The sequence below is a fragment of the Bradyrhizobium sp. Ken64 genome, from assembly GCF_055807555.1.
The window spans coordinates 314,926-335,656 of sequence record NZ_JBVVPA010000006.1 but is presented as its reverse complement, the minus strand read 5'-3'; the positions used below and the strand labels follow the sequence as shown (position 1 = coordinate 335,656).

The 20,731-nt window shown below is 63.9% G+C and carries 21 protein-coding genes; 15 read left to right on the top strand and 6 right to left on the bottom strand.

Going from position 1 to position 20,731, the window contains the following annotated elements; genetic code table 11:
• The first annotated feature begins 309 nt into the window (after positions 1–309).
• The 4 genes from AC0L2F_RS14015 to AC0L2F_RS14000 all read left to right on the top strand — a co-directional run bounded on the left by AC0L2F_RS14015 (position 310) and on the right by AC0L2F_RS14000 (position 4,427).
• Entirely contained in the window at positions 310–1,551 is a 1,242-nt protein-coding gene (locus AC0L2F_RS14015; protein WP_473248756.1) for an MFS transporter, read from the top strand.
• Between the two features lie 71 nt (positions 1,552–1,622).
• Positions 1,623–2,789 carry an MFS transporter gene (locus AC0L2F_RS14010; protein WP_473248755.1) on the top strand — a complete coding sequence of 389 codons (1,167 nt, stop codon included), beginning with the start codon at positions 1,623–1,625 and terminating at the stop codon, positions 2,787–2,789.
• 68 nt (positions 2,790–2,857) lie between these two features.
• Complete coding sequence (locus tag AC0L2F_RS14005; protein ID WP_007602573.1) at positions 2,858–3,469, top strand: PilZ domain-containing protein; 612 nt, start codon at positions 2,858–2,860, stop codon at positions 3,467–3,469.
• A 331-nt stretch (positions 3,470–3,800) separates the two neighbouring features.
• Positions 3,801–4,427: a transglutaminase-like cysteine peptidase gene (locus AC0L2F_RS14000; protein ID WP_473248754.1), complete on the top strand. Its 627-nt coding sequence runs from the start codon at positions 3,801–3,803 to the stop codon at positions 4,425–4,427.
• Between the two features lie 121 nt (positions 4,428–4,548).
• Here the strand turns inward: AC0L2F_RS14000 and AC0L2F_RS13995 are convergent, their stop codons facing one another.
• Positions 4,549–6,300, bottom strand: a complete 1,752-nt coding sequence (locus AC0L2F_RS13995) for a CYTH and CHAD domain-containing protein (RefSeq protein ID WP_473248753.1) — start codon at positions 6,298–6,300, stop codon at positions 4,549–4,551.
• A gap of 332 nt (positions 6,301–6,632) precedes the next feature.
• Here AC0L2F_RS13995 and AC0L2F_RS13990 point away from each other — a divergent pair, with 332 nt between their 5' ends.
• Complete coding sequence (locus tag AC0L2F_RS13990) at positions 6,633–7,445, top strand: helix-turn-helix domain-containing protein (RefSeq protein WP_007611818.1); 813 nt, start codon at positions 6,633–6,635, stop codon at positions 7,443–7,445.
• Between the two features lie 163 nt (positions 7,446–7,608).
• On the top strand, positions 7,609–8,538 hold the full coding sequence (locus AC0L2F_RS13985) for a Bug family tripartite tricarboxylate transporter substrate binding protein (RefSeq protein WP_473248752.1): 930 nt from the start codon (positions 7,609–7,611) through the stop codon (positions 8,536–8,538).
• A 42-nt stretch (positions 8,539–8,580) separates the two neighbouring features.
• Here AC0L2F_RS13985 and AC0L2F_RS13980 read toward each other — a convergent pair whose 3' ends face one another.
• Positions 8,581–9,288: a GntR family transcriptional regulator gene (locus AC0L2F_RS13980; RefSeq protein ID WP_473248751.1), complete on the bottom strand. Its 708-nt coding sequence runs from the start codon at positions 9,286–9,288 to the stop codon at positions 8,581–8,583.
• A 265-nt stretch (positions 9,289–9,553) separates the two neighbouring features.
• Between AC0L2F_RS13980 and AC0L2F_RS13975 the strand changes: the two genes are divergently transcribed.
• The 6 genes from AC0L2F_RS13975 to AC0L2F_RS13950 all read left to right on the top strand — a co-directional run bounded on the left by AC0L2F_RS13975 (position 9,554) and on the right by AC0L2F_RS13950 (position 15,125).
• Positions 9,554–10,540 carry an ABC transporter ATP-binding protein gene (locus tag AC0L2F_RS13975; RefSeq protein WP_473248750.1) on the top strand — a complete coding sequence of 329 codons (987 nt, stop codon included), beginning with the start codon at positions 9,554–9,556 and terminating at the stop codon, positions 10,538–10,540.
• Positions 10,541–10,582: 42 nt separating this feature from the next.
• Positions 10,583–11,872 carry an ABC transporter substrate-binding protein gene (locus AC0L2F_RS13970; protein ID WP_007611834.1) on the top strand — a complete coding sequence of 430 codons (1,290 nt, stop codon included), beginning with the start codon at positions 10,583–10,585 and terminating at the stop codon, positions 11,870–11,872.
• Positions 11,873–11,876: 4 nt separating this feature from the next.
• Positions 11,877–12,836, top strand: a complete 960-nt coding sequence (locus AC0L2F_RS13965; protein ID WP_007602562.1) for an ABC transporter permease — start codon at positions 11,877–11,879, stop codon at positions 12,834–12,836.
• 3 nt (positions 12,837–12,839) lie between these two features.
• Entirely contained in the window at positions 12,840–13,718 is an 879-nt protein-coding gene (locus AC0L2F_RS13960) for an ABC transporter permease (protein WP_007611835.1), read from the top strand.
• Between the two features lie 4 nt (positions 13,719–13,722).
• Complete coding sequence (locus tag AC0L2F_RS13955; protein ID WP_063995850.1) at positions 13,723–14,454, top strand: aspartate/glutamate racemase family protein; 732 nt, start codon at positions 13,723–13,725, stop codon at positions 14,452–14,454.
• 176 nt (positions 14,455–14,630) lie between these two features.
• Positions 14,631–15,125 carry a hypothetical protein gene (locus AC0L2F_RS13950; protein WP_007611837.1) on the top strand — a complete coding sequence of 165 codons (495 nt, stop codon included), beginning with the start codon at positions 14,631–14,633 and terminating at the stop codon, positions 15,123–15,125.
• 180 nt (positions 15,126–15,305) lie between these two features.
• Here AC0L2F_RS13950 and AC0L2F_RS13945 read toward each other — a convergent pair whose 3' ends face one another.
• Positions 15,306–15,674, bottom strand: coding sequence for a hypothetical protein (locus AC0L2F_RS13945; RefSeq protein WP_007611840.1), 369 nt, complete (start codon positions 15,672–15,674; stop codon positions 15,306–15,308).
• Between the two features lie 103 nt (positions 15,675–15,777).
• Entirely contained in the window at positions 15,778–16,080 is a 303-nt protein-coding gene (locus AC0L2F_RS13940) for a hypothetical protein (RefSeq protein ID WP_084777548.1), read from the bottom strand.
• 142 nt (positions 16,081–16,222) lie between these two features.
• Here AC0L2F_RS13940 and AC0L2F_RS13935 point away from each other — a divergent pair, with 142 nt between their 5' ends.
• Positions 16,223–16,387 carry a ribosome modulation factor gene (locus AC0L2F_RS13935; RefSeq protein ID WP_007611843.1) on the top strand — a complete coding sequence of 55 codons (165 nt, stop codon included), beginning with the start codon at positions 16,223–16,225 and terminating at the stop codon, positions 16,385–16,387.
• A gap of 2 nt (positions 16,388–16,389) precedes the next feature.
• Here the strand turns inward: AC0L2F_RS13935 and AC0L2F_RS13930 are convergent, their stop codons facing one another.
• Both AC0L2F_RS13930 and AC0L2F_RS13925 read right to left on the bottom strand, forming a co-directional pair.
• Positions 16,390–16,920: a gamma carbonic anhydrase family protein gene (locus AC0L2F_RS13930; protein ID WP_473248749.1), complete on the bottom strand. Its 531-nt coding sequence runs from the start codon at positions 16,918–16,920 to the stop codon at positions 16,390–16,392.
• Between the two features lie 90 nt (positions 16,921–17,010).
• On the bottom strand, positions 17,011–17,340 hold the full coding sequence (locus tag AC0L2F_RS13925) for a DUF6949 family protein (protein ID WP_007611845.1): 330 nt from the start codon (positions 17,338–17,340) through the stop codon (positions 17,011–17,013).
• Between the two features lie 222 nt (positions 17,341–17,562).
• Here AC0L2F_RS13925 and AC0L2F_RS13920 point away from each other — a divergent pair, with 222 nt between their 5' ends.
• Together AC0L2F_RS13920 and AC0L2F_RS13915 are read left to right on the top strand one after the other, a co-directional pair.
• A complete protein-coding gene (locus AC0L2F_RS13920) occupies positions 17,563–18,270 on the top strand; it encodes a hypothetical protein (protein ID WP_473248748.1) in 708 nt (235 codons plus the stop codon).
• Between the two features lie 315 nt (positions 18,271–18,585).
• Positions 18,586–20,427: a caspase family protein gene (locus tag AC0L2F_RS13915; RefSeq protein ID WP_473248747.1), complete on the top strand. Its 1,842-nt coding sequence runs from the start codon at positions 18,586–18,588 to the stop codon at positions 20,425–20,427.
• Positions 20,428–20,731 lie beyond the last annotated feature (304 nt).

Sequence of the window (20,731 nt, the reverse complement as noted above, 5' to 3'; positions counted from 1 at the left end):
GAGCGAAGCGACATGCGGGGCCAGCGTTCCCGGATATCGCTTCGCTCATCCGGGCTACAGTGCCTGCCACACTCACCATCGTCATCCCCGCGCAACCGCAAAGCGGTTGTCGCTGGAGGTGCGCGCTCTTGCGCGCCTCGAAGGATGGGCCACAGGAGCTTGCGGCTCATCCTTCGAGGCTCGCTGCGCTCGCACCTCAGGATGACGGTTGAGCTTGTGGCGGCAGTGCATGACAGATATCCAAGCACGCCTTGAGCACTCGACGGCGAACGTGTAGGCACGGCGCGAAAGTCCCACCCAGGTGCCCGCTTGAACCCCCTCCCTCAAAATCCCGTCGTCGCCTCCGGCTCGTTCGCGGCGATGAAGTCGGTGCCGTATCGGCTCCAGTTCATCGCTTACGTGCTGGCGATGATGGCCGACAATATCGAGCACGTGATCAGCTATTGGGTGGTGTTCCAGAAATTCCATTCACCGGCGCTGGCGGGCTTTGCGGTGCTGTCGCACTGGCTGCCGTTCCTGCTGTTCTCGGTCGCGGTTGGCGGGCTGGCCGACCGGGTCGATCCGCGCCGCATCATCCAGTGCGGCATGCTGCTGTTCATCGTTGCCTCGGCCGGTTGGGGCTTCTTCTTCATCACCGACACCATCCAGATGTGGCACGCCATGCTGCTGCTGGTGATCCATGGCTGCGCCGGCGTGTTGTGGCAGACGCCGAACCAGCTCCTGCTCTACGACCTCGTCGGTCCCGCCGATCTTCCGAGCGCGGTGCGGCTGAACGCGATGGCACGCTATCTCGGCATTCTGGTCGGACCTGCCGTCGGCGGCGTTATCATGCTCACGCTCGGCACCTCGCATGGCATCATCTTCAACACGCTGTTCTATCTGCCGATGCTGCTGTGGCTGTTCTGGGCGCCGGTGCGGGACAAGAGTGTCGCGGTGCGGCGCTTCGCCGTGCGCGGCCTTGCTGACATCATGCTGACCATCCGCGCCATCGGCACGCAGCCGGTGCTGACGGCGATGACATGGCTCGCCGGCCTCACCTCCTTCATGATCGGCAACGCCTATCACGCGCAGATGCCGGGCTTTGCCGGCGATCTCGGCCACGGCGATCCCGGAATCTCCTACAGCGTGCTGCTCGCGGCCGATGCTGCCGGCGCACTGCTCGCCGGCATCGCGCTGGAATCCTGGGGACGGCTCAAGGGCACGCCGCGCACCGCGATCATGCTCGCCATGCTGTGGAGCGTAGCGCTGCTCGGCTTCGCCTCGGTGCGGATCTATCCGGTCGCGATCGTGCTGTTGTTTTTTGCAGGCTTCTTCGAGCTGTCGTTCAACACCATGGCGCAGGCGCTGGTGCAGTTGAACGCGCCGTCCGACATTCGCGGCCGCGTCGTCGGCCTCTACAACATGGCCGGGCTCGGGATGCGAGCCTTCAGCGGCATCACGGTCGGCTTGTTCGGTGCGGCGATCGGCATTCACTGGTCGCTCGGGCTCTCGGCCGCAGTGCTGCTGGCGCTGCTATGTCTTCTCTATGGGCGCGCGACGAGGAAGACATAAGCTCAGAGCTTGCGGTTGACTCCGGCCTCTCCCCACCGCACGCTCGATACAGGGTTTGGGGAGATGAAACGTTGCGCAATCGCTGGGGCATACTTGCGATCCTGTTCGTCGTTCGCCTCACCATCGCGTTCCAGTTCCAGAGCGTGGCCGCGGTCGCGCCGCTGCTGCAGCAGAGCTTCGGCGTCGGACTCGCCGATATCGGCATCCTGATCGGACTCTATTTCACACCGGGCATCGTGCTGGCGCTGCCGGGCGGCGCGATCGGCCGGACGCTCGGCGACAAGCCCACCACGATCGTGGCGCTGCTGCTGATGACGGCGGGCAGTCTCGTCATGGCCACCACCGACGTCTGGGGCTGGCAGATGGCGGGCCGGCTCGCCTCCGGCGCCGGCGGCGTGCTGCTGACCGTGCAACTCACGAAGATGGGCACCGACTGGTTTGCGGGGAAGGAGATCGCCACCGCGATGGCGATCTTCGTCAACTCCTGGCCGGCCGGGGTTGCGATCTCGCTGCTGGTGCTGCCGGCGATCGGCACGGCGTATGGCGCCGGCGCCGTGTTTCTCGTGACCGGCGCGCTGACCGCGACCGGCATTGTGCTGATCATTTTCTACCAAGCGCCGCCGGGAGCAACCGCCAGCGCGGCCGGCTCCGGGCGGCTCGATCCACTCGCGCTTCTGGCGGTGATCGTCGCGGGTGCGATCTGGGGCCTTTATAATATCGGCTTCGCCATGATTTTCTCGTTCGGCCCCTCATTGCTCGTCGAGCGCGGCTGGAGCATTGCGGCGGCGGGCTCGGCGATCAGTCTCGTGATGTGGCTGTCGGTGATCTCGGTGCCTTCAGGCGGATATCTCGCCGATCGCACCAAGCGCCCCTTTGTCGTGGCGATCGCGGCGAGCCTCGTGGTGGCCGGTCTGCTCGCTTGGCTGACCCGGTCCGACGCTGTGATCGCGATCCTCGTCCTGGGCGGCTTGATCGGCGGCCTTCCCGCCGGCCCGATCATGAGCCTGGCCGCCCGCGTACTCGCGCCGGAAACCAGGGCGATCGGGATGGGCGTGTTCTACACTCTCTTCTATGCCGCGATGATGCTGGGGCCGGCGGTGGCGGGCCGGCTCGCCAAATCGGCCGGCACTGCCGCGGTCGCGCTGGACCTCGGCGCGCTGACGGTGCTGGCCTGCCCGCCCCTGATGTGGCTTTTCGAACGCATTGTGGCTGTTCGTCATCGCCGCGCCCGATCCTAACGCGGCATTAACCCTGTGCACCTTAGGGTCGTCCCGGACTCCGCCAGGCGGGGGGTCGGGTTGTGAAAATGGCGTTGGCGCACAAAAAATTTCTTCCGGCCGCCGAGGAACGTCGGCGTTTCCAGCGGGTCAAGGTGCACCTGCTCGGCCGTTATATGCTGCCGGACCGCCGGGAATTCCCCTGCCAGGTGATCAACATGTCGCCGGGCGGGCTGGCGCTGCTGGCCCCCGGCATTGGCAATGTCGGTGACCGCGTGGTCGCCTATCTCGACCATATCGGCCGCGTCGAGGGCAAGATCACCCGCATCATCGACAATGGCTTCGCCATGACGGTCGGTGCGACGCCGCGAAAGCGCGACAAGCTTGCGGCACAGCTGACCTGGCTCGCCAACCGCGACATCCTCAATTTGCCGGAAGACCGCCGCCACGATCGTATCGTGCCGCGCAATCCGATTGCGGTGCTGACGCTCGAGGACGGCACCAAGATGACCTGCCGCATCATCGACCTCTCGCTGTCGGGCGCCGCCATCGCCGCCGAGAACCGCCCTCCGCTGAAATCGACGGTTCTGCTCGGCCGGGTGCAGGGCCGCGTGGTCCGAAACCTCGAAGACGGCTTCGCGCTCGAGTTCATGCATTCGCAGCCAATTGAAACTCTCGAAGAGAGCGTTACCGCGCGGTAAAGCGCGAAGGCACCAAAACCACTGCATTTCCAGTACTGAAGGCGGCCTCCGCGATGCGGACGCCGCCTTTTTCATGGGTCGTGACGGGCCTCGCGTGGGTTAACGCGGAGGCTGCGGGTGCATGCAAACAACGGTTCCGCCAGCATTTCCGCGTTAATCGATAAAATTTGAATCAATTGCAGTCATATCGAATTTTATTCAAGTTTGACTCAAGTATAGATCGAATTCGCCGCGTGTTTTACTTGCATTCGTCTCGACTTGACTTGGCTGACTTAGCGGCAACTCAAAAGCTGCCTGCGCAATGTGGTCCCAACAAGAAACGGGGGCCGCAATGTTTGATTTCAGGGGACAGGGGAAGGGATTGGCGCTCGCCGCCATGCTCTTCGGAATGAGCGCGGCAGCGCAGGCCGGCGAAGGCCGTCTGCTCTACGCAAGCCTCGGCGACACCACGCGTGCGCCGATCGGCTGGGTCGAGTTCTGTGCGGACAATGCCGCTCAATGCCAGGGCGCACCGACGCAAGCGCGTGACATCGTGATGTCGCAGGCTGCATGGCGCGACCTCGTCAAGGTCAATCGCTGGGTCAACGAGACCGTCAAGCCTTTGACCGACCAGGAGCACTGGGGCGTGATCGAAAAGTGGTCGCTGCCGTCGGACGGTTATGGCGACTGTGAAGACTACGTGCTGTTGAAGCGCAAGATGCTGATCGATGCCGGATGGCCGCGCGAGGCCCTGCTCATCACCGTCGTGCGCGACAAGAAGGGCGAAGGACACGCGGTGCTGACGGTGAAGACCGACAAAGGCGAGTTCGTTCTGGACAATCAGAACGAGAACGTCGTTGCCTGGACGGAGACCGGCTACCGCTTCGTCAAGCGCCAGTCGCAGAGCGATCCCAATGTCTGGGTCTCGCTCGGCGACACCAAGCCGGCGGTCTCCACCGCCAGCGCAAGGGATCAGTAGAGACAAACGAAAGAGATACGCGACCCGGTCACATCCCCACCCCTCCCCGTCCCAGACCGGTTCGCGCGCGGCCAGCCATCCCCCAATGGCTGGCCGCAACTTTTTTGGGGAGGTACTTCGCCTAGTTCTGCGGCGTCTGCCGCGACCAGGGCACGCGCGCGGCGGTGAAATCGCGCCATGTGCTTTGCAGGGCGGGTTGCACCCCGACCGACGCGCGCGCCTGCCAGCCGGCAATCGCCGCCGCGGCGATGGCGCAGTCAGGCTCGGCATCAAGCCGGTCGAGCAATGATGCCGTGACCGCCATGTCGTTGAACGCGCCAAGCTGCTCCTGCAAGCCGGCGAGCCTGCGCGAAAATTTTCGCGTGGATTTGCGGTCTGCGAACAGCGGCAGCAGAAACTCGCTGAGATAGCGCAGCCGCTTGGTCGCGAGCCGTACACGGTGCAGACCTTCGGCGGAAAGCGACTTGAAGCGGCGGCCGCGCTTGAGCACCTTGGCGTATTGCGCCGACAGGATGCGTGCCGCGAAGTCGGCCGCGGGTTCGGCGAGTTGGCCGAGATCCTCGGTGGCGACATCGTTGCGCCAGCCGCGCGCCTCGATCCAGTTGCCGAGGCCGAGCAGGAACATGGCGCAGCGGCGATCTTCGAGGGCGCCATGCGCCTTGCGATAGGCGTCGGACTGGCGCCCGGCCGCAGCCAGGCCCAGCGCATCGAAGCCCGCGACCGACGGACAGGCTGTAGCGATCGTCGGCAAGGTCTCGATCTGGAACACGTCCCAGTCGCGCGCGGCGGACAAATCCTGCGCCAGCCATTTGGCTTCGGTTCGCAGCGTATCGACATTGCTCGACACGCCCGCCGAACGCATCAGATCCAGCACCGACCGCAGCCGGCGCAGCGAGACGCGCAGCTGATGGATTCCTTCCGGATTGCGGCCATCCTCGGCAGCCGGCAGCGACTGAAGCAAATGGAGGAAGCAGGAACGCAGAATCGTGGCGAAGGCCTCGTCGAGCGTCACCGAGGCATCGAGGCGAAGTTTTCGCGGGCGTCGCGCCGAGGGCGGCTTGTCGGCGGCAAGGTCGAAGCCACGAGCCGATTTGGTGCGGATGGACGGCTTTACGTCGCCGTGCTCCGCTAGCCGCAACGCAATCTCGTAGACCGCGCTCGCGCTGCCGCTCTTGAGTTCAAGTTCGATCTCGCTCACCCGTTGCGACCGATCGGCGGCCGTCAGCACGCCCTGGTCGAAGGCGATCTCGACCGTTCCTGACGGCAGGTCGATCAGCCGCGCGTGGCGATGGACATCGCCGGTGAAGACCGTTTCGAGCGGCTGCGCTTCCAGGTGGCCGCGAAGCTTCTCGGGGATGAAGGGCATTGCCAAAGCGAGATCGGGCGCAAGCGAAGGCACGCTCGCCTCCCACTCACCGCGGCGGAGCGGATCGTCCACCGCATCGGTCTTCACGGTTTGCACGAAGCGCGCACCGCTCTGACGAACGCGCAGGCTCAATCCGTTGCGCCGAAGTGTCCGCTCCGGCGTGTCATAATACACCGACTTGAGCCGCTTGCGCGTGCCCTTGTTGCGCGCGTTGATCGCGATCACAGGCGCGGCGTTGAAATGCGCCATGCGATCGGCATCGACGAGAAGCTTGAGCTCGATCTCACCGGCACCATGCGCGGCAGCGCTCGACCGGAGTAGTTCCGTTGCCGGTTCCGCGTCTTGCGACGGCGTCTGATCGATCACAGGTTCCGCGACGAGTTCGGTTGGTTCACGTTGCCTGAAGAAGCCTGCGACGACTTGCGTTCTCTTGTTGTCCCTCGCAGCAGGATTCCCATCCCGCGCGCTCGGAGCCTTGCGAACCGGCGTTGCGTCTGACTTCAGCATTTACGGTAACATGACAGTTCGATGACAGAGCGCCATCCTATAGCCGGTGCGGCTCGCGAAGAATAGTCACGCGACGTCGCAGCGCCCGACCGTCCACACGAGGCTGGGAGTGCACAATCCAGCTCGACCACAGGAACTAAATTGCCGCTGGGCACACCAAGCGATCGAATGGACTGCGAATCCCGCCCTTCTCGAAACCGAGATGAACGCGTCAGCGAGCTTGACTCATGCCAACCTTCCCGCAATCGGTGACGATGGCGTCGAGCGCGCCGCCCTGTTCCTCCGGCGGTTGCTTCATCGGCTAGCGGCACACGCCATAACAAGGAGCTGCCATGACGTCGTTCCGTCCCGTCATCGCGTTGTCCAGGGGTCTCGAAGTCCTTCGGGTGATCAATCAGGAGCGGCAGTCGACCGTCGGCTCGCTGCACAAGGCGACGGGGCTGAACAAGTCAACGATCGTCCGTATGCTGGAGACGCTGGAGCATGAAGGTTATGTGGTGCGCCGGACCGAGCCGGCCAGCTACGCGCCGACGGGACGCGCGCTGCTGCTCAGCGCAGGCTACGACGAGCCGACCTGGATTGGCGGCATCGCCGAACCCATCCTCAACAAATTCCGCAAGCAGATCCATTGGCCGTCAGACATTGCCGTGCTCGATCAGGAATCCATGGTCATCGCCCACACGACGCGCGTGGACGGATCGCTGCTGTTCAGCCGTCCGCCGGGTTTTCGCTTTCCCGTCCTCGGCACCTCGATGGGACGCGCCTATCTCGCCTTCTGCGAGCCCGCCGAGCAGGAGCGCATTGCCGCGCGGCTTGCCCTCGGTCCGGAGCCCTGGAACGATCTGGCCCGCAATCCCGACAAGCTCACCAAGGCGCTGCGCACGATCCGCAAAGCCGGGTTCGCGGTGATGGACGACAGCTACAGCCGCAGTATCTTCGGCGGCGCAGTCTGGGCGCTTGGCGTTCCCGTCGCGCTTCAGAACCGGCTGTTCGGCAGCATGAACGTCATGATGCTCCGCGAAGCGGTCAGTCCGGAGGAAGGCATCCGCCGCTTCGTACCTCCGATGAAGAAGGTCGCTTCCGCACTTGCCGAGGCGCTCGGCGCCAAGCTTGCTGCGCCGGGTTCTCCTGCAGGTCGGCGATGATCATTTCACACAGTGAAACGATATTTTGATTTCTTGACCCTCCTCCTCGCCCGTGTGACACCTCGTTGCGGCGGCTGCCGGCTGCCCAATGACACAGGGACAAGGGGAGGCCGAAGTGCGGACATCCGCGAGAATTTGGGCTGCCGCGATTGCATGCCTGACGTTGGCCGCTTCTGAAACGGCTTGGGCCGAAGCCTGGCCGACCCGGGCAATCAGGATCGTCGTCTCGACGCCGGCAGGCGGCATCACCGATGCCTTCGCCCGCGCCTATGGCGAATATATCTCGCAGAAGCTTGGCCAGCCGGTCATCGTCGAAAACAAAACCGGAGCCAGCGGCGCGCTGGCGGCACAGTCGGTGAAGGATTCCCCGGCCGACGGTTACACGCTGATGTATACGATCTCGTCCACCCTGCTCGGTAACCGGCTGCTGCTGAAATCGCTGGCCTATGATCCTGACAAGGATTTCACGATCGTCGCGGTGACGCCTTCGGGGCATCTGCCGTTGGTGGTCCATTCCGCCACCAATGCAAAGACGATCGAAGAGTTCGTCGCGTACGCACGTGGCAACAAGGTCACGGCCGGCTCGTACGGCATCGGCTCGTTCGCGCATATTGCGATCGCCGAGCTCAACCGCCAATTCGGTCTCGACATTTCCATCGTGCATTACCGCGGCGAAGCGCCGATGTGGCAGGATCTGGCCGCCGGGGTGATTCAGGCGGCGGTCGGCAGCTATCAGGCCGCGCTTCCGGTGCTCGATACCGGCATCGGCCGCCCGATTGCCGTGCCGACGCCGGTGCGCATGAAGAAGCTGCCCGAGACCAGGACGTTTACCGAGCAAGGGGTCACCGGCAATGTCTTCCAGCTGATCAGCTTTACCGCGCTGGTGGCGCCCGCTGCGATGCCGGCAGACCGGATCGACATGCTCGCCAAGCTGATGGTCGAAGGCGGCAAGACGGAGCGCGTGCAGAAGCTGCTCGATGCCTTCGGCGTCGACCAGCCGGCCATGGATCGCGCATCCTCGATTGCGCTCTACGAAAAGGAAGGGCCGGTCTGGCTCGAGTCGATCAAGACTCTCGGTTTGGAGCCGCAATAGCCGCCGCCGCGCCCACCCGGGTGCGGACGCGCCTCGTTGAGCTCAGACCCCGAGCACGTCAGCGAGCCGTAACTCGTCGGCGGCGGGATCCTTCAGGAACAGCTCGGCCTCGATCTCGTTCAGATGCGACAACATCTGCGCGCGCGCGGCCTCCCTGTCGCATTTGCGGATCGCGGCGACGATCCCGGCGTGATGATCGGTGCCGCAGGCCGGCGTGTCGTGCCGGCGGTAGAGCAGGATGATGAGCGAGGAGCGGGCAATCAGCTCCTTGAGAAAACCGAGATAGATGCTGTGGCCACTCATCTCCGCGACGAGTCGATGGAAGTCGCCGGAGAGGCGGACCGAAGCACGCGCGTCGCCACGCAGCTCCGCCTCGCGTTCCTCGGCTAGATGCCGCTGGAGACGCCCGATCCAGGCCGGCGACACCGCGTCAACGGCGTGATCGACGATCGTCGGCTCGATCAGGCGGCGCGCCTCGAACACTTCGCGGGCGTCCGCAGGCGTCGGCCGCGCGACGAAGGCGCCGCGGTTCTTCTCGATATTGACGATGCCCTCATGGGCGAGCTGTTGCAGCGCGGTGCGAACCAGCGTTCGGCTTGCTCCGTAGATCTCGCCGATCTCGTCCTCACCGAGTTTCGTGCCGGGCAGCAGGCGATGCTCGAGGATCGCCGCGGTCACGCCTTCCCGGATGCGGCTGACGCGATCGCTCGCATCTGGCGCGTCGGATTTCGATCGGGACTTGGCGGCCATGGGGGTAAGGACTCGATCGTCGAAGATGGCGTCGAATCCTAATCGACCAGCTGTATCCAATCACAGGCGAAACTTTATACAATCCGCGCCTGTTTTGTGTGCACGCAACTGCGAAGGCCACGAGCCGCCCAGACCCGTGGGATTCGATCTAACGATCTGACTCCGCTGCACTGTTTTGGAATTCGGCCGGCCGAGAACGATTCAAGCGCGATTGGCATGGACCTTGCGGAGAGAGGCGCAGCATCGCCCTCGCCCCGGACACGCCATGGCCACTCCCGCCGCCCTCGAACTGGTCGCCGTCAGCAAGCGCTACGACACGACGCTGGCGGTCGACACCGTCAATTTGAAGATCCCGGCCGGCACCTATTGTTGCCTGCTCGGCCCCTCCGGCTGCGGCAAAACCTCGACCTTGCGCATGATCGCCGGCCACGAGGCGGTCAGCGAAGGCGACATCATCCTGGGCCCGCAGAACGTCACCGATTTCGAACCCGCCAAGCGCGGCACGGCGATGATGTTCCAGTCTTACGCGCTGTTTCCGCACCTCAGCGTGCTCGACAACGTGGCGTTTGCCCTGAAAATGCGCGGCATCGACCGGGCGACGCGGCACAAGCGCGCCGGCGAATTACTCGAGCTGGTGGCGATGACGCCCTACGCGGCCCGCCTCCCCGCACAGCTCTCCGGCGGCCAGCAGCAGCGCGTCGCGCTCGCCCGCGCGCTGATCACCGAGCCGCAGATCCTGTTGCTCGACGAGCCGCTCTCGGCACTCGATCCGTTCCTCCGGGTGAAGATGCGGGGCGAACTGAAGCGGCTGCAGCGCGAACTCGGCATCAGCTTCGTTCAGGTCACGCACGGCCAGGAAGAGGCGATGGCGCTCGCCGACCACATCGTGGTGATGAACCAGGGAAGGATCGAACAGCAGGGAAGTGCCCGCGACATCTTCCATCATCCCCGCACCGAATTCGTGGCGCGCTTCATCGGCGGTCACAACGTCCTCAGCGACGCAGGCAAACTCATCGCCGTGCGCGCCGATCAGCTCGGCATCGTGCCGATCGCCGACGGCGCGGTCGGCGCGCCGGCGCTGCTGACCCAGACCGAGTACCAGGGCTCCTACATCGCCGTCTCGCTCACGCTCGAAGACGGGACCGCCCTGTTCTCCCACCTTCCCGAGGCTGCCTTCGACGTCCACCAGTTCCGGCCGGGCGATCGCGTGCTGGCTACCTGGGATCCCGCCAAGGCGCAACGTCTGCAATAGCGCCGATCAATCACCGGAATGCGCAACAGAGGAGTGAGTGATATGACCGAAACGACCAGGAAGAAGGGCCTTAGCCGCCGCACGCTACTGAAGAGCACCGCGGGTCTCGCCGGCCTTGCCGCCGGCTCCGGCGCCATCACCGGTTTTCCCTATGTGATGTCGGCCGAGCCGAAAGTGCTGCGCTATCTCGGCACCGCGGTGAACGAGGGCGACGACATCTCCAAGCAGTGCCTGAAGGACACCGGCATCAAGATCGAATACATCACCGCGACCACTGACGACGTCACCAAGCGCGTGATGACCCAGCCGAACTCCTTCGACGTGCTCGACACCGAATACTTCTCGCTGAAGAAGCTGGTGCCGTCGGGCAACATTCTTGCGCTCGATGCCAGGAAGATCAAGGAATTCGACAACATCACGCCCGTCTTCACCAAGGGCCAGACGCCCGGTGGCAAGAAGATCGGCAACCAGGGCACCGCGCCCTGGAAGGTGCTCTATCTCGAAGGCAAGGATTCCAAGAAATTCGCGACGTCCGCCACCGAATTCGTTACCCTGATCCCGACCGTCTACAACGCCGACACGCTCGGCATCCGTCCCGACATCATCAAGCGTCCGATCAGTTCGTGGGCCGAGTTGCTCAACCCTGAGTTCAAGGGCAAGGCCTCGATCCTCAACATCCCCTCGATCGGCATCATGGATGCCGCGATGGTCGTGGAAGCCACCGGCAAGTACAAATATGCCGACAAGGGCAACATGACCAAGGAAGAGATCGATCTCACCATGAAGGTGATGACCGAGGCCAAGAAGGCCGGTCAGTTCCGCGCCTTCTGGAAAGACTTCAACGAGAGCGTCAACCTGATGGCCTCGGGCGAGACCGTCATCCAGTCGATGTGGTCGCCGGCGGTGACGAAGGTCCGCTCGATGGGCATTGCCTGCACCTTCCAGCCGCTCAAGGAAGGCTATCGCTCCTGGGCTTCGGGCTTCTGCGTCTCCAAGGGCGTCTCGGGTGCGAAGCTCGAATGGGCCTATGAGTTCGTCAACTGGTTCCTGTCCGGCTACGCCGGCGCCTACCTCAACCGCCAGGGCTACTACTCAGCCGTGCTCTCCACCGCGAAGGCGCATATGGAGCCTTACGAGTGGGCCTACTGGATGGAAGGCAAGGCGGCCGAGAAGGACATCAAGGCGCCCGACGGCTCGCTGCTGGAAAAGGCCGGCGCCGTGCGCGACGGCGGCTCCTACGAGGACCGCATGGGCGGCGTCGCGTGCTGGAACGCCGTGATGGACGAGAACGACTACATGGTCCGCAAGTGGAACGAGTTCATCGCGGCGTAACCTGATGGACACGTCGGAGGACATTTTGCAACAGGCATCCCCGGACCTGGTCCGGGGATCGGAGACGGCGCGCCGCAGCAAAGCGGCGCGGCTGTCGCCGTCCTTCATCTCCTGGCTTCAGGCCGGGCCGATGATGCTGGTGTTCCTCGCCTTCTTCCTGATCCCGCTCGTCTTCGTCGTCATCGTCTCGTTCTGGGACTACAACGAATACCAGTTGCTGCCGGCCTTCTCGGGCCGCGGCTACACCGACACGTTCGAGGGCTGCATCGCGCAGCTCCCCGATCTCTGCACCATCGCCAAGACTTATCTGAAGACACTGAAGCTGTGCTTCCTCGTGTGGGTCATCACCCTCTTCATCGGCTTCTGGGTCGCCTACTTCCTCGCCTTCCACGTCAAGTCGAAAACCTGGCAGATGGGACTGTCGCTGCTCTGCACGATCCCGTTCTGGACCTCCAACGTGATCCGCATGATCGCCTGGATTCCGCTGCTCGGGCGCAATGGCCTTGTCAACTCAGGCTTGGTGAAGACGGGGCTGATCAACCATCCCGTTGAATGGCTGCTGTTCTCCGAATTCTCCGTGGTGCTGGCGCTGGTTCACCTCTTCACCTTCTTCATGGTGGTGCCGATCTTCAACTCGATGGTGCGCATCGACAAATCGCTGATCGAGGCCGCCTATGACGCCGGCGCGACCGGCTTCCAGACGCTGGTCAACGTCATCATCCCGCTCGCCAAGCCCGGCATCGTGATCGGCTCGATCTTCGTCATCACCATCGTGATGGGCGACTTCATCACCATCGGCGTGATGGGCGGGCAGCAGATCGCGGCCGCCGGCAAGATCATCGAGACGCGGGTGAATGCGCTGCAATTCCCGGCAGCAGCGGCCAACGCCGTGATCCTGCTCGTCATCACCTTCCTGATCATCACCATGATGTCGCGCATCGTCGACATCAAGAAGGAGCTCTAGAGCATGAAGGAAGGACGCCCGCGCTCTTTCTACGTGCTCGCGATCTTCTTCGCGGCCTACACGCTGTTTCTCTACGGCCCGATGATCGCGATCTATGTGCTGTCGTTCCAGGGGCCGCAGGGCGGCCTCACCTTCCCGATGAACGGTGTGTCGACTTTCTGGATCGCAAAACTGTTCCAGGGCACCGGCATCGTCGATCTCGGCGCGGCCTTTCGCCGCTCGCTGCTGCTCGGCATTATCGTGATGATCGTCACCGTCGTTCTGTCGGTCGCCGCCGGCATGGCGTTTCGCCGCAAGTTCAAGGCGCAAAGCATCCTGTTCTACTCCGCGATCGCGAGCCTCATCGTGCCCTCGATCATCACTTCGCTCGGCATCTCGCTTGAATTCCGCATCATCGACGATCTGATCAAGGGCACCATCAACGAAAATTTCGAAACCTCGATGGGCCTGCTCACCTCGGGCCTCGGTGCACATCTGACCTGGACGCTGCCGTTCGGCCTCCTCATCATGTTCGCGATCTTCAACCGCTTCGACCCGCGCCTTGAGGAAGCCGCGCGCGATCTCGGCGCGACGCCGTGGCAGGCCTTCCGTCATGTCGTGCTGCCGATCATCCTGCCTTCGGTGATCGGTATCGGCCTGTTCGGCTTCACCCTCTCCTGGGACGAGCTCGCACGCTCCAGCCAGGCGATCGGTGCGGTGAACACGTTGCCGCTCGATCTCCAGGGCCTCACCACCACCGTGACCAACCCCGACATCTATGCGCTCGGCACCGTGATCTCCGCCGTCTCGTTCACGGTGATCAGCCTTGCGCTCGGCACCATCCACATGTTGAACAGGCGGCAGGCGGCCAAAGGCTCGGACGCCGGCAAAGGGCTTGTCTGATCTGATGCGACTCCACGTCGTCAACCCCAACACCACGGCGTCGATGACGGCGAAGATCGCCGCCGCGGCGCGCAACATCGCCCTGCCCGACACATTGATCGACGCGCGCCAGCCCACGATGGGCCCGGTCTCGATCGAGGGATTTTACGACGAGGCGTTCGCGGTGCCGGGCATGCTCGGCTGCATCCGCGAGGCCGACCGCGACGGCGCGGATGCGCATGTCATCGCCTGCTTCGACGACACCGGCCTCGACGCCGCACGCGCCGCGGCAAAGGCACCCGTCATCGGCATTGGCGAGGCGGGCTTCCACATGGCGAGCCTGATCGCCGCGCGCTTCGCCGTGGTGACGACGCTCGGTGTCTCCATCGTGCCGATCGAACATAATTTGCGGAAATACGGCCTCGCCAATCGCTGCGTCCGCGTCCGCGCCGCCGAGGTGCCGGTGCTCGCGCTCGAGGAGCGCAACACCGATGCGCTCGCAAAAATCTGTACCGAAATCACGGCCGCGATCCGCGACGACCGCGCGGAGGCCATCGTGCTCGGTTGCGCCGGCATGGCCGATCTCGCCAATGAACTCGCCGCCACGCACGGCCTCCCCGTCATCGACGGCGTCGCCGCCGCGGTGACCTTGGCGGAATCACTGGTGCGACTGGGACTGAAGACCTCCCGGCTCGGGCCCTACGCGGCGCCCCGATCGAAGACTTATTCGGGTCCGTTTTCGCCGTTTCAGCCCTGATCTCCGCCCCTGACGCGCGTTCGGAGGCCTCAAGGCCTCCTGATTGCTGGTATTTTTGCTCTTGGCCTCTTTTTGGTCCCATTCCTTGCCGAAACGTAACGCTTTCGGGACACCCGGCGGCCTCAGGGTTGCCGGTCTTCGCCACTCACCAAGTTTCAATTTGGGCTTTGTCAGCGATGATCGATCTCGCAGAGGACGCACCGTCCAACCCGCTTCTTCGCCTCGGCGCCCAGCCGATCGCGCTGACCGCCGCCGCCCTCCTCCTGCTGATCGCCGGTGTGACCTCGATCGCGATCTGGCGCGCCTATACCGGATCAGCTCCCGAGACCGACCGGGTGGTGGCGACGCGGCAGCTACAGGCTCGCACCGCACAGGCCTCCGAGCAACTGGTCGAGAAGACCAAGGGGCTGGAAGCAACCCAGCAGGAATCGATTGACCAGCTCCAGGTCGTGCAGGACCAGCTCCAGAGTGTGAAGCGCTTGCTCGCATTCCAGCAGGCCGACACCAAGCGTCTGTCCGAGCAGGTCGCGACACTCAACGAGTCCATCGACGGCCTGCGGCAATCCTTTGCCAGCGCCCGGGCGACCGAGGCGGAGGCTCCCTCGGTTACCCGCAGGAAACCTGCACGGCACCGCGTCCAGGCCAGCGCACGCAAGCGCTCCCGCGGCTGATCAGTCGGCGCCGCCTAAATTTTTGGACTTGTGAACTGGATCACATTCGCCCGTATGATTCCAAGCGATGCTCGCCGTTACCGGATGGCGTGAGCCGATTTCAATGTCCGGGGCTGGCAAGGTCGTTGACGGTATATTGCGTCAACGGCCTTGTTTTTTAGTGGCCCAGATCCTCCCGCCTCATTCGCAGACGTCGACGCGACGGTATCGCCATCCCGCAGGCGTCATCACGCGCTTGCGGACGACGTAACAGCCACCATAACCGCCATCATCGTATCCGGTACCATAGTAATAGGAACTGCCGTAGGAGGGGTAACCGTAGCCGTAATAGCCGCCGTAGTAACCGGCGCCGGCGATACCCGCCCCGATGGCGACGCCCGGCCAGAAGCCACCGCCATGCCAATGGCCGCCATGACCCCAGCCGCCACCATGGCCCCAGCCACCGCCGCCATGGCCCCAGCCGCCGTGACCGCCCGCTTGTGCCGCCTGCGGCATCGACAACCCAACCGCCACCACGGCCAGCGCCGTCAACATCATCTTCCGTAACATCACTCGATCCTCCGCGTGGAGACGCTCCACGCCTCAAAGCAGGACCAAGCTAATTGGCTTGCGGCGTTCCTGACAGCCTCACTGTCTCACTTCCGCGCGAGCATCAGCAGCCGCGGCAGATGCTCTTGAGCTTCTTGTCGAGCAGCCGGTTCTCGGCGTTGACGGCGGCCTCTGTGGATCCACCTGCGCCGGTCCCGGTGGTGGTTCCGGAGGCGCCATTCGCTCCCGATGATTGAGCCGTACCCAGACTGTTGGTGCCGGGCGCGGGAGCCGGAGAATTGGCGACACTTCCGGCCGATCCCGCAGAGCCGCCGGTGGCTTGCGCGAACGATACGGCCGGCATCGCGGCAAGGGCGAAGATCGCGATCACGGTTTTGGTCGAACGAATTGTGGGCAATCTGGCCATCGAAATTCTCCTTCGCCGGTCAACCGCCGCAGCCAAGACCGGTTCCGGAACAAATGCCGTCGCATCAGCTTGAACCGGGAAGGCGGGCACGATCACCGCTCAAGCTGATCTTCTGCTCCGGAAACAGAAAGGCGCAGTCACGATGAACGATCGCGATGCTTTTGCAGAAGGCGAACGCGCGGCGCGTCAAAACATTCCGGCGGAAGCCAATCCGTACCAGGACGGCAGCGACGAGCATGCCCTTTGGTCCGCGGGGCACGAGAAGGTCGCAAGCGCAATAGAAGCGCGCGAGTCTGAAGGAAGCTGAGCTCACCCGATCCGCTTGAGGCCCTTCGTGAAGCGCGGGCCGTTCGCCACGTAGAACTTCGCGGCGCTGCCCATCTTCTGCACCTGGGCGTCGTCGAGCGTGCGGATCACCCGCGCCGGCGAGCCGATGATCAGGGACCGTTCGGGGAATTCCTTGCCCTCGGTGATAACGGAGCCGGCGCCGACGATGCTGTTGCGGCCGATCCTGGCGCCGTTCATCACGATGGAGCCCATGCCGACGAGCGCGCCGTCCTCGATGGTGCAACCGTGCAGGATGACGTTGTGGCCGATCGTACAGTTCCTGCCGATCTGAAGCGGAAAACCGAGATCGGTGTGGCAGGTCGAGCCGTCCTGCACGTTGGCGCCCTCGCCGATCTCGATCCACTCATTGTCGCCGCGCAGCACCGCGCCGAACCAGACGCTCGCGCCCGGCTTCAGGCGCACGCGGCCGATCACGGTCGCGGTCTCCGCGATGAAGTAGTCGCCGTCGGCGGGAAGGTCGGGCGCCTGCCCGTCGAGCTCGTAGATCGCCATGAGGGTCTCCTGTCGGGTCAACCCCAGCCATAGCGAAACGGCAGCCTCGAAGCAAAGGCCCGCCGTGCAGGCAGCCCTACAGCGGGCGCATCAGACCAGAACGCCGGCCGCGCGGAGCGTCATCAGGAAGAAGGTGCCGCTCATCATGCTCCAGAAGCCGGCGATGACGGTGGCCATCATCACGAATTCGACGCGGCGGCTCTCCAGCTGCCTGCCGCGCAGGGTGTTGCGCATGATGATGAAAGGCGCCGCGAACACCAGGAACGGAACCGCCGCGAAGGTCTTCGGCGCCACGCCGTCCTGCAACAGACCGAAGCCGGCGGGCCGCTGTGCGACCGTCTGGTACCCGCTCACGAGCGCGCCCGCGAGCGCGAAACCGATGCCGATCGAGAAGAATGTATTGAGAGCTTCAGGTGTCATCGGAACGGTCCGCCCTTACGCAACGCGAGGTGCCTTCCTGTGACAAAGAGTGCCGGTTAACGCTACATTATCCTTAAGGGAAGGTTAACGCCGCCGGCCGTTCCACGCAGGCCTCTCTCCCTTCCCTGCAGCCGGCGAACGCTCCGCGAAATCGCCACCACGTGGCATATTCGCCGCTGATTCGTCGGCCATCGGCCGACTTCCGGCTCATTCGCGCGGCTCATGACGGTATTTTCGGCAACCTCCCCTCAATCGCCCCGGGCGCGCACCCGGGCCCACGTCATCCCGATCGTGCTCGGCGGCACTGCCGCGTTGTGCGCCGTCGCGCTCGTCGCCTATTTGTTGTGGCCGACCTGGGGTCCGAGCGGCGCGAGTGCCCCGGACAAGCTGCCAGTGAGCGTCGGCGGCACGCTGTTCAACCTGCCGACCACTGCGATCCGCATGAAGATCCAGCGCCACTCCGGGCCGCAGGAGCGGATCGATCTCGACTTCCTGTATCCCTCGCTGGAGCCGCCGGGCGCGCCGAAGCACGTCACCGCCGATAGCGTGGATGCGGCGATGCAGCCGATCGACCGCATCTTCCTGTCGATCGCCGCGCATCGCGATGCGATGTCGCCCGAGCAGCGCGCAGCCACGATCTATCCGCGCTATCTCGACCAGGCCGCGGCAACGCCCCAGGACGGGCTGACGATGCGGGTGTTCCGCGCCGATACGCCTTACGGCAGCGAGGATCTCTATTCTGCCGCAAGTCCGGCGCTGACCGCGCGCTGCACGCGCGATGGAGCGACGCCCGGCATGTGCCTCGCCGAACGCCGCGTCGGCGGCGCCGACCTCACCTTCCGCTTTCCGCGCAGCTGGCTGTCGAAGTGGCGCGATGCGGCGGAAGCGATGGAGAAGCTGACGGCGCAGTTGCGCGGGCCGAAGGGCTGAGCGGGGCTTCTCGGCCCGACTTCGGCTTGGGCTGGAGCTCGTAAACCAAAAACTGCGAAAACAACCCCATGCACAGTAGCCAAGCATTGGCGCCATCGAGCATTTCGTCTTTTTCGAACGAGCGTTGACCCGTCGGGCAAAACAGGAGCACAATGGGCAACATGGGAAGATCGATTTGAATATGCCGTTGGGTATTCCACCCGATAGCGGAATTGTCCGGATCGCCGTAGCGATGTGTGACTGGCATCACTGATCATAGATTGCTTTTTGGCTATCCTGCGAAATAATCTGACGCGATTGCATTCGGGGGCTGGAATGCGGCTTCGGCTGTTTGGTTTGTTGATTATTGCGAGCTGGCTTACGACTTGGCTTGGAACCGGCGCGGCGCTGGCCGAGAAGCGCGTCGCGCTCGTCATCGGCAACTCGGCCTACAAGAACGTGGGGAGGCTCGCGAATCCCGCGAACGATGCGGCGCTGGTCGGCGGCATGTTCAGGAAGGCTGGGTTCGATACGGTCGACGTCAAGCTCGACCTGACCGTAGTCGACATGCGCAAGGCGCTGCGGGAGTTCGGCAACAAGGTCCGAGAGGCGGACGTTGCTGTCGTCTACTACGCCGGCCATGGCATCGAGCTTGACGGCACCAACTATCTGATCCCGACCGATGGCGCCCTGGAGACCGATACCGATGTTCTCGACGAGGCGTTTTCGCTCGACCGGGTGCTGTTTGCGGTCGAACCGGCCAAGCAACTGCGCCTCGTCATCCTGGATGCCTGCCGCGACAATCCCTTCGCCAAGACGATGAAGCGTACGATAGCCTCGCGGGCCATCGGACGCGGCCTTGCCAAGGTGGAGCCGACCAGCCCGAACACGATGGTCGCCTTCGCGGCCAAGGCGGGCTCAACTGCGTCCGATGGCGATACGAAGAACAGCCCGTTTGCCACAGCTCTGGTTGAACGCCTGCCCACGCCGGGGCTCGACCTGGGCAAGGCCTTTCGATTCATTCGCGATGATGTGCTCAAGACCACCGGCAACAAGCAGGAGCCTTTCGTTTACGGCTCGCTCGGCGGTGACGACGTGGCCCTTGTTCCGGCCAAGCCGGTCGCGACCGGGCCGCAAGCGAATCCCCAAGATGCAGTTCGCCGCGATTACGAGCTGGCACTGCAGGCAGGTGATCGCGACGCATGGGAAGCGTTCCTCCAAGCCTACCCTGAGGGTTTTTACGCGAACCTTGCGCGGGTGCAATTGAAGAAGATCGGGGCCGAAGATGCCCGCGCCATCGCAGCAGAGAAAGCCAAGCAGGCTGAAGACGAGAAGGCGCGGCTCGTGGCAGAGCGCGCCAAGAAGGCTGAGCAGGACAAGGCTGCGGCCGCCGCGAAGGCTGCCGAAGATGCCCGCATTGCGGCCGAGAAGGCCAAGCAGGTCGAAGAGACCAAGGCGGCGGCCGCCGAGCAGCGCAGGAAGGATGCAGAAGCAGCCGTCGCCAAGGCGCTGGCCGACAAGCAGGCTGCCGAAAAGACGCTCGCGGAAAAGATTGCAAACGACAAGGCGGCTGCCGAGCCGGCGAAACAGGCGGCTGAGAAGGCCCAGCGTGACGGTGAACAGAAGGTCGCGGCCGTGGCCCCGACCCAGTCGCCGCCCTCTCTCTCGCCCCAGGAGACCGCCAAACTCGTGCAGTCAGAACTGCGCCGCGTCGGCTGTCTCGCGAGCAATGCGGACGGCGAGTGGAATGCGACCTCGCAGCGCTCGCTGGCCCTGTTCAACAAGCATGCCGGCACGAAGTTCGACGCCAAGCTGGCGAGCTTCGAGGCGCTCGACGCCATCAAGGCAAAGCCGGGGCGGGTCTGCCCGTTGGTCTGCAACCGCGGCTTCAGGGCCGATGGCGATAATTGCGTCAAGATCGCCTGCGGCGCCGGCTATCGCATCAATGACGACAATGAGTGCGAGAAGGTTCAGGACAAGAAACCTGTTGCGACGCGCGAGAATAACAAACCGCGCGACGACGAGCGGAAGAAGGTCGAAGGAGCCCCCGCGAAGCCGCAAGCTAGTGGACAGATGATCTGTGGGCGGGCTAGTTGCAGGCCGGTGGGTCCGGGCTGCCGCCTCGAATCAAGAAGCCAAAACGGCGGCCAGCTTGTTAACTTCGAAGTCTGCAACTAAGACGAGTGCAGTGCGAGCAAAAAAACTGCACCTGAATCCTGTTGTTGGCGCCGCTACGCACCGATGAATGCAGCCGTCGGCCCCGATCACGAGGTTGAGTGGAGCCGCACCGTCGCAGTTTAGGGCGGACTTCGTCGGCGCGTTCTTCGGGTGCAATGATCCCGTCATAAAAGACGATCTCAGTGGAACCACGGAAGACTCTGGATTTGCTTCGCATCAATGATGCTGTGGAGAGAGCGCGCCTCTGTCATCGATGCAGGGCTCCCGCATATGACTGATGAGCGGCGGCTTGCGCGCACGCCTC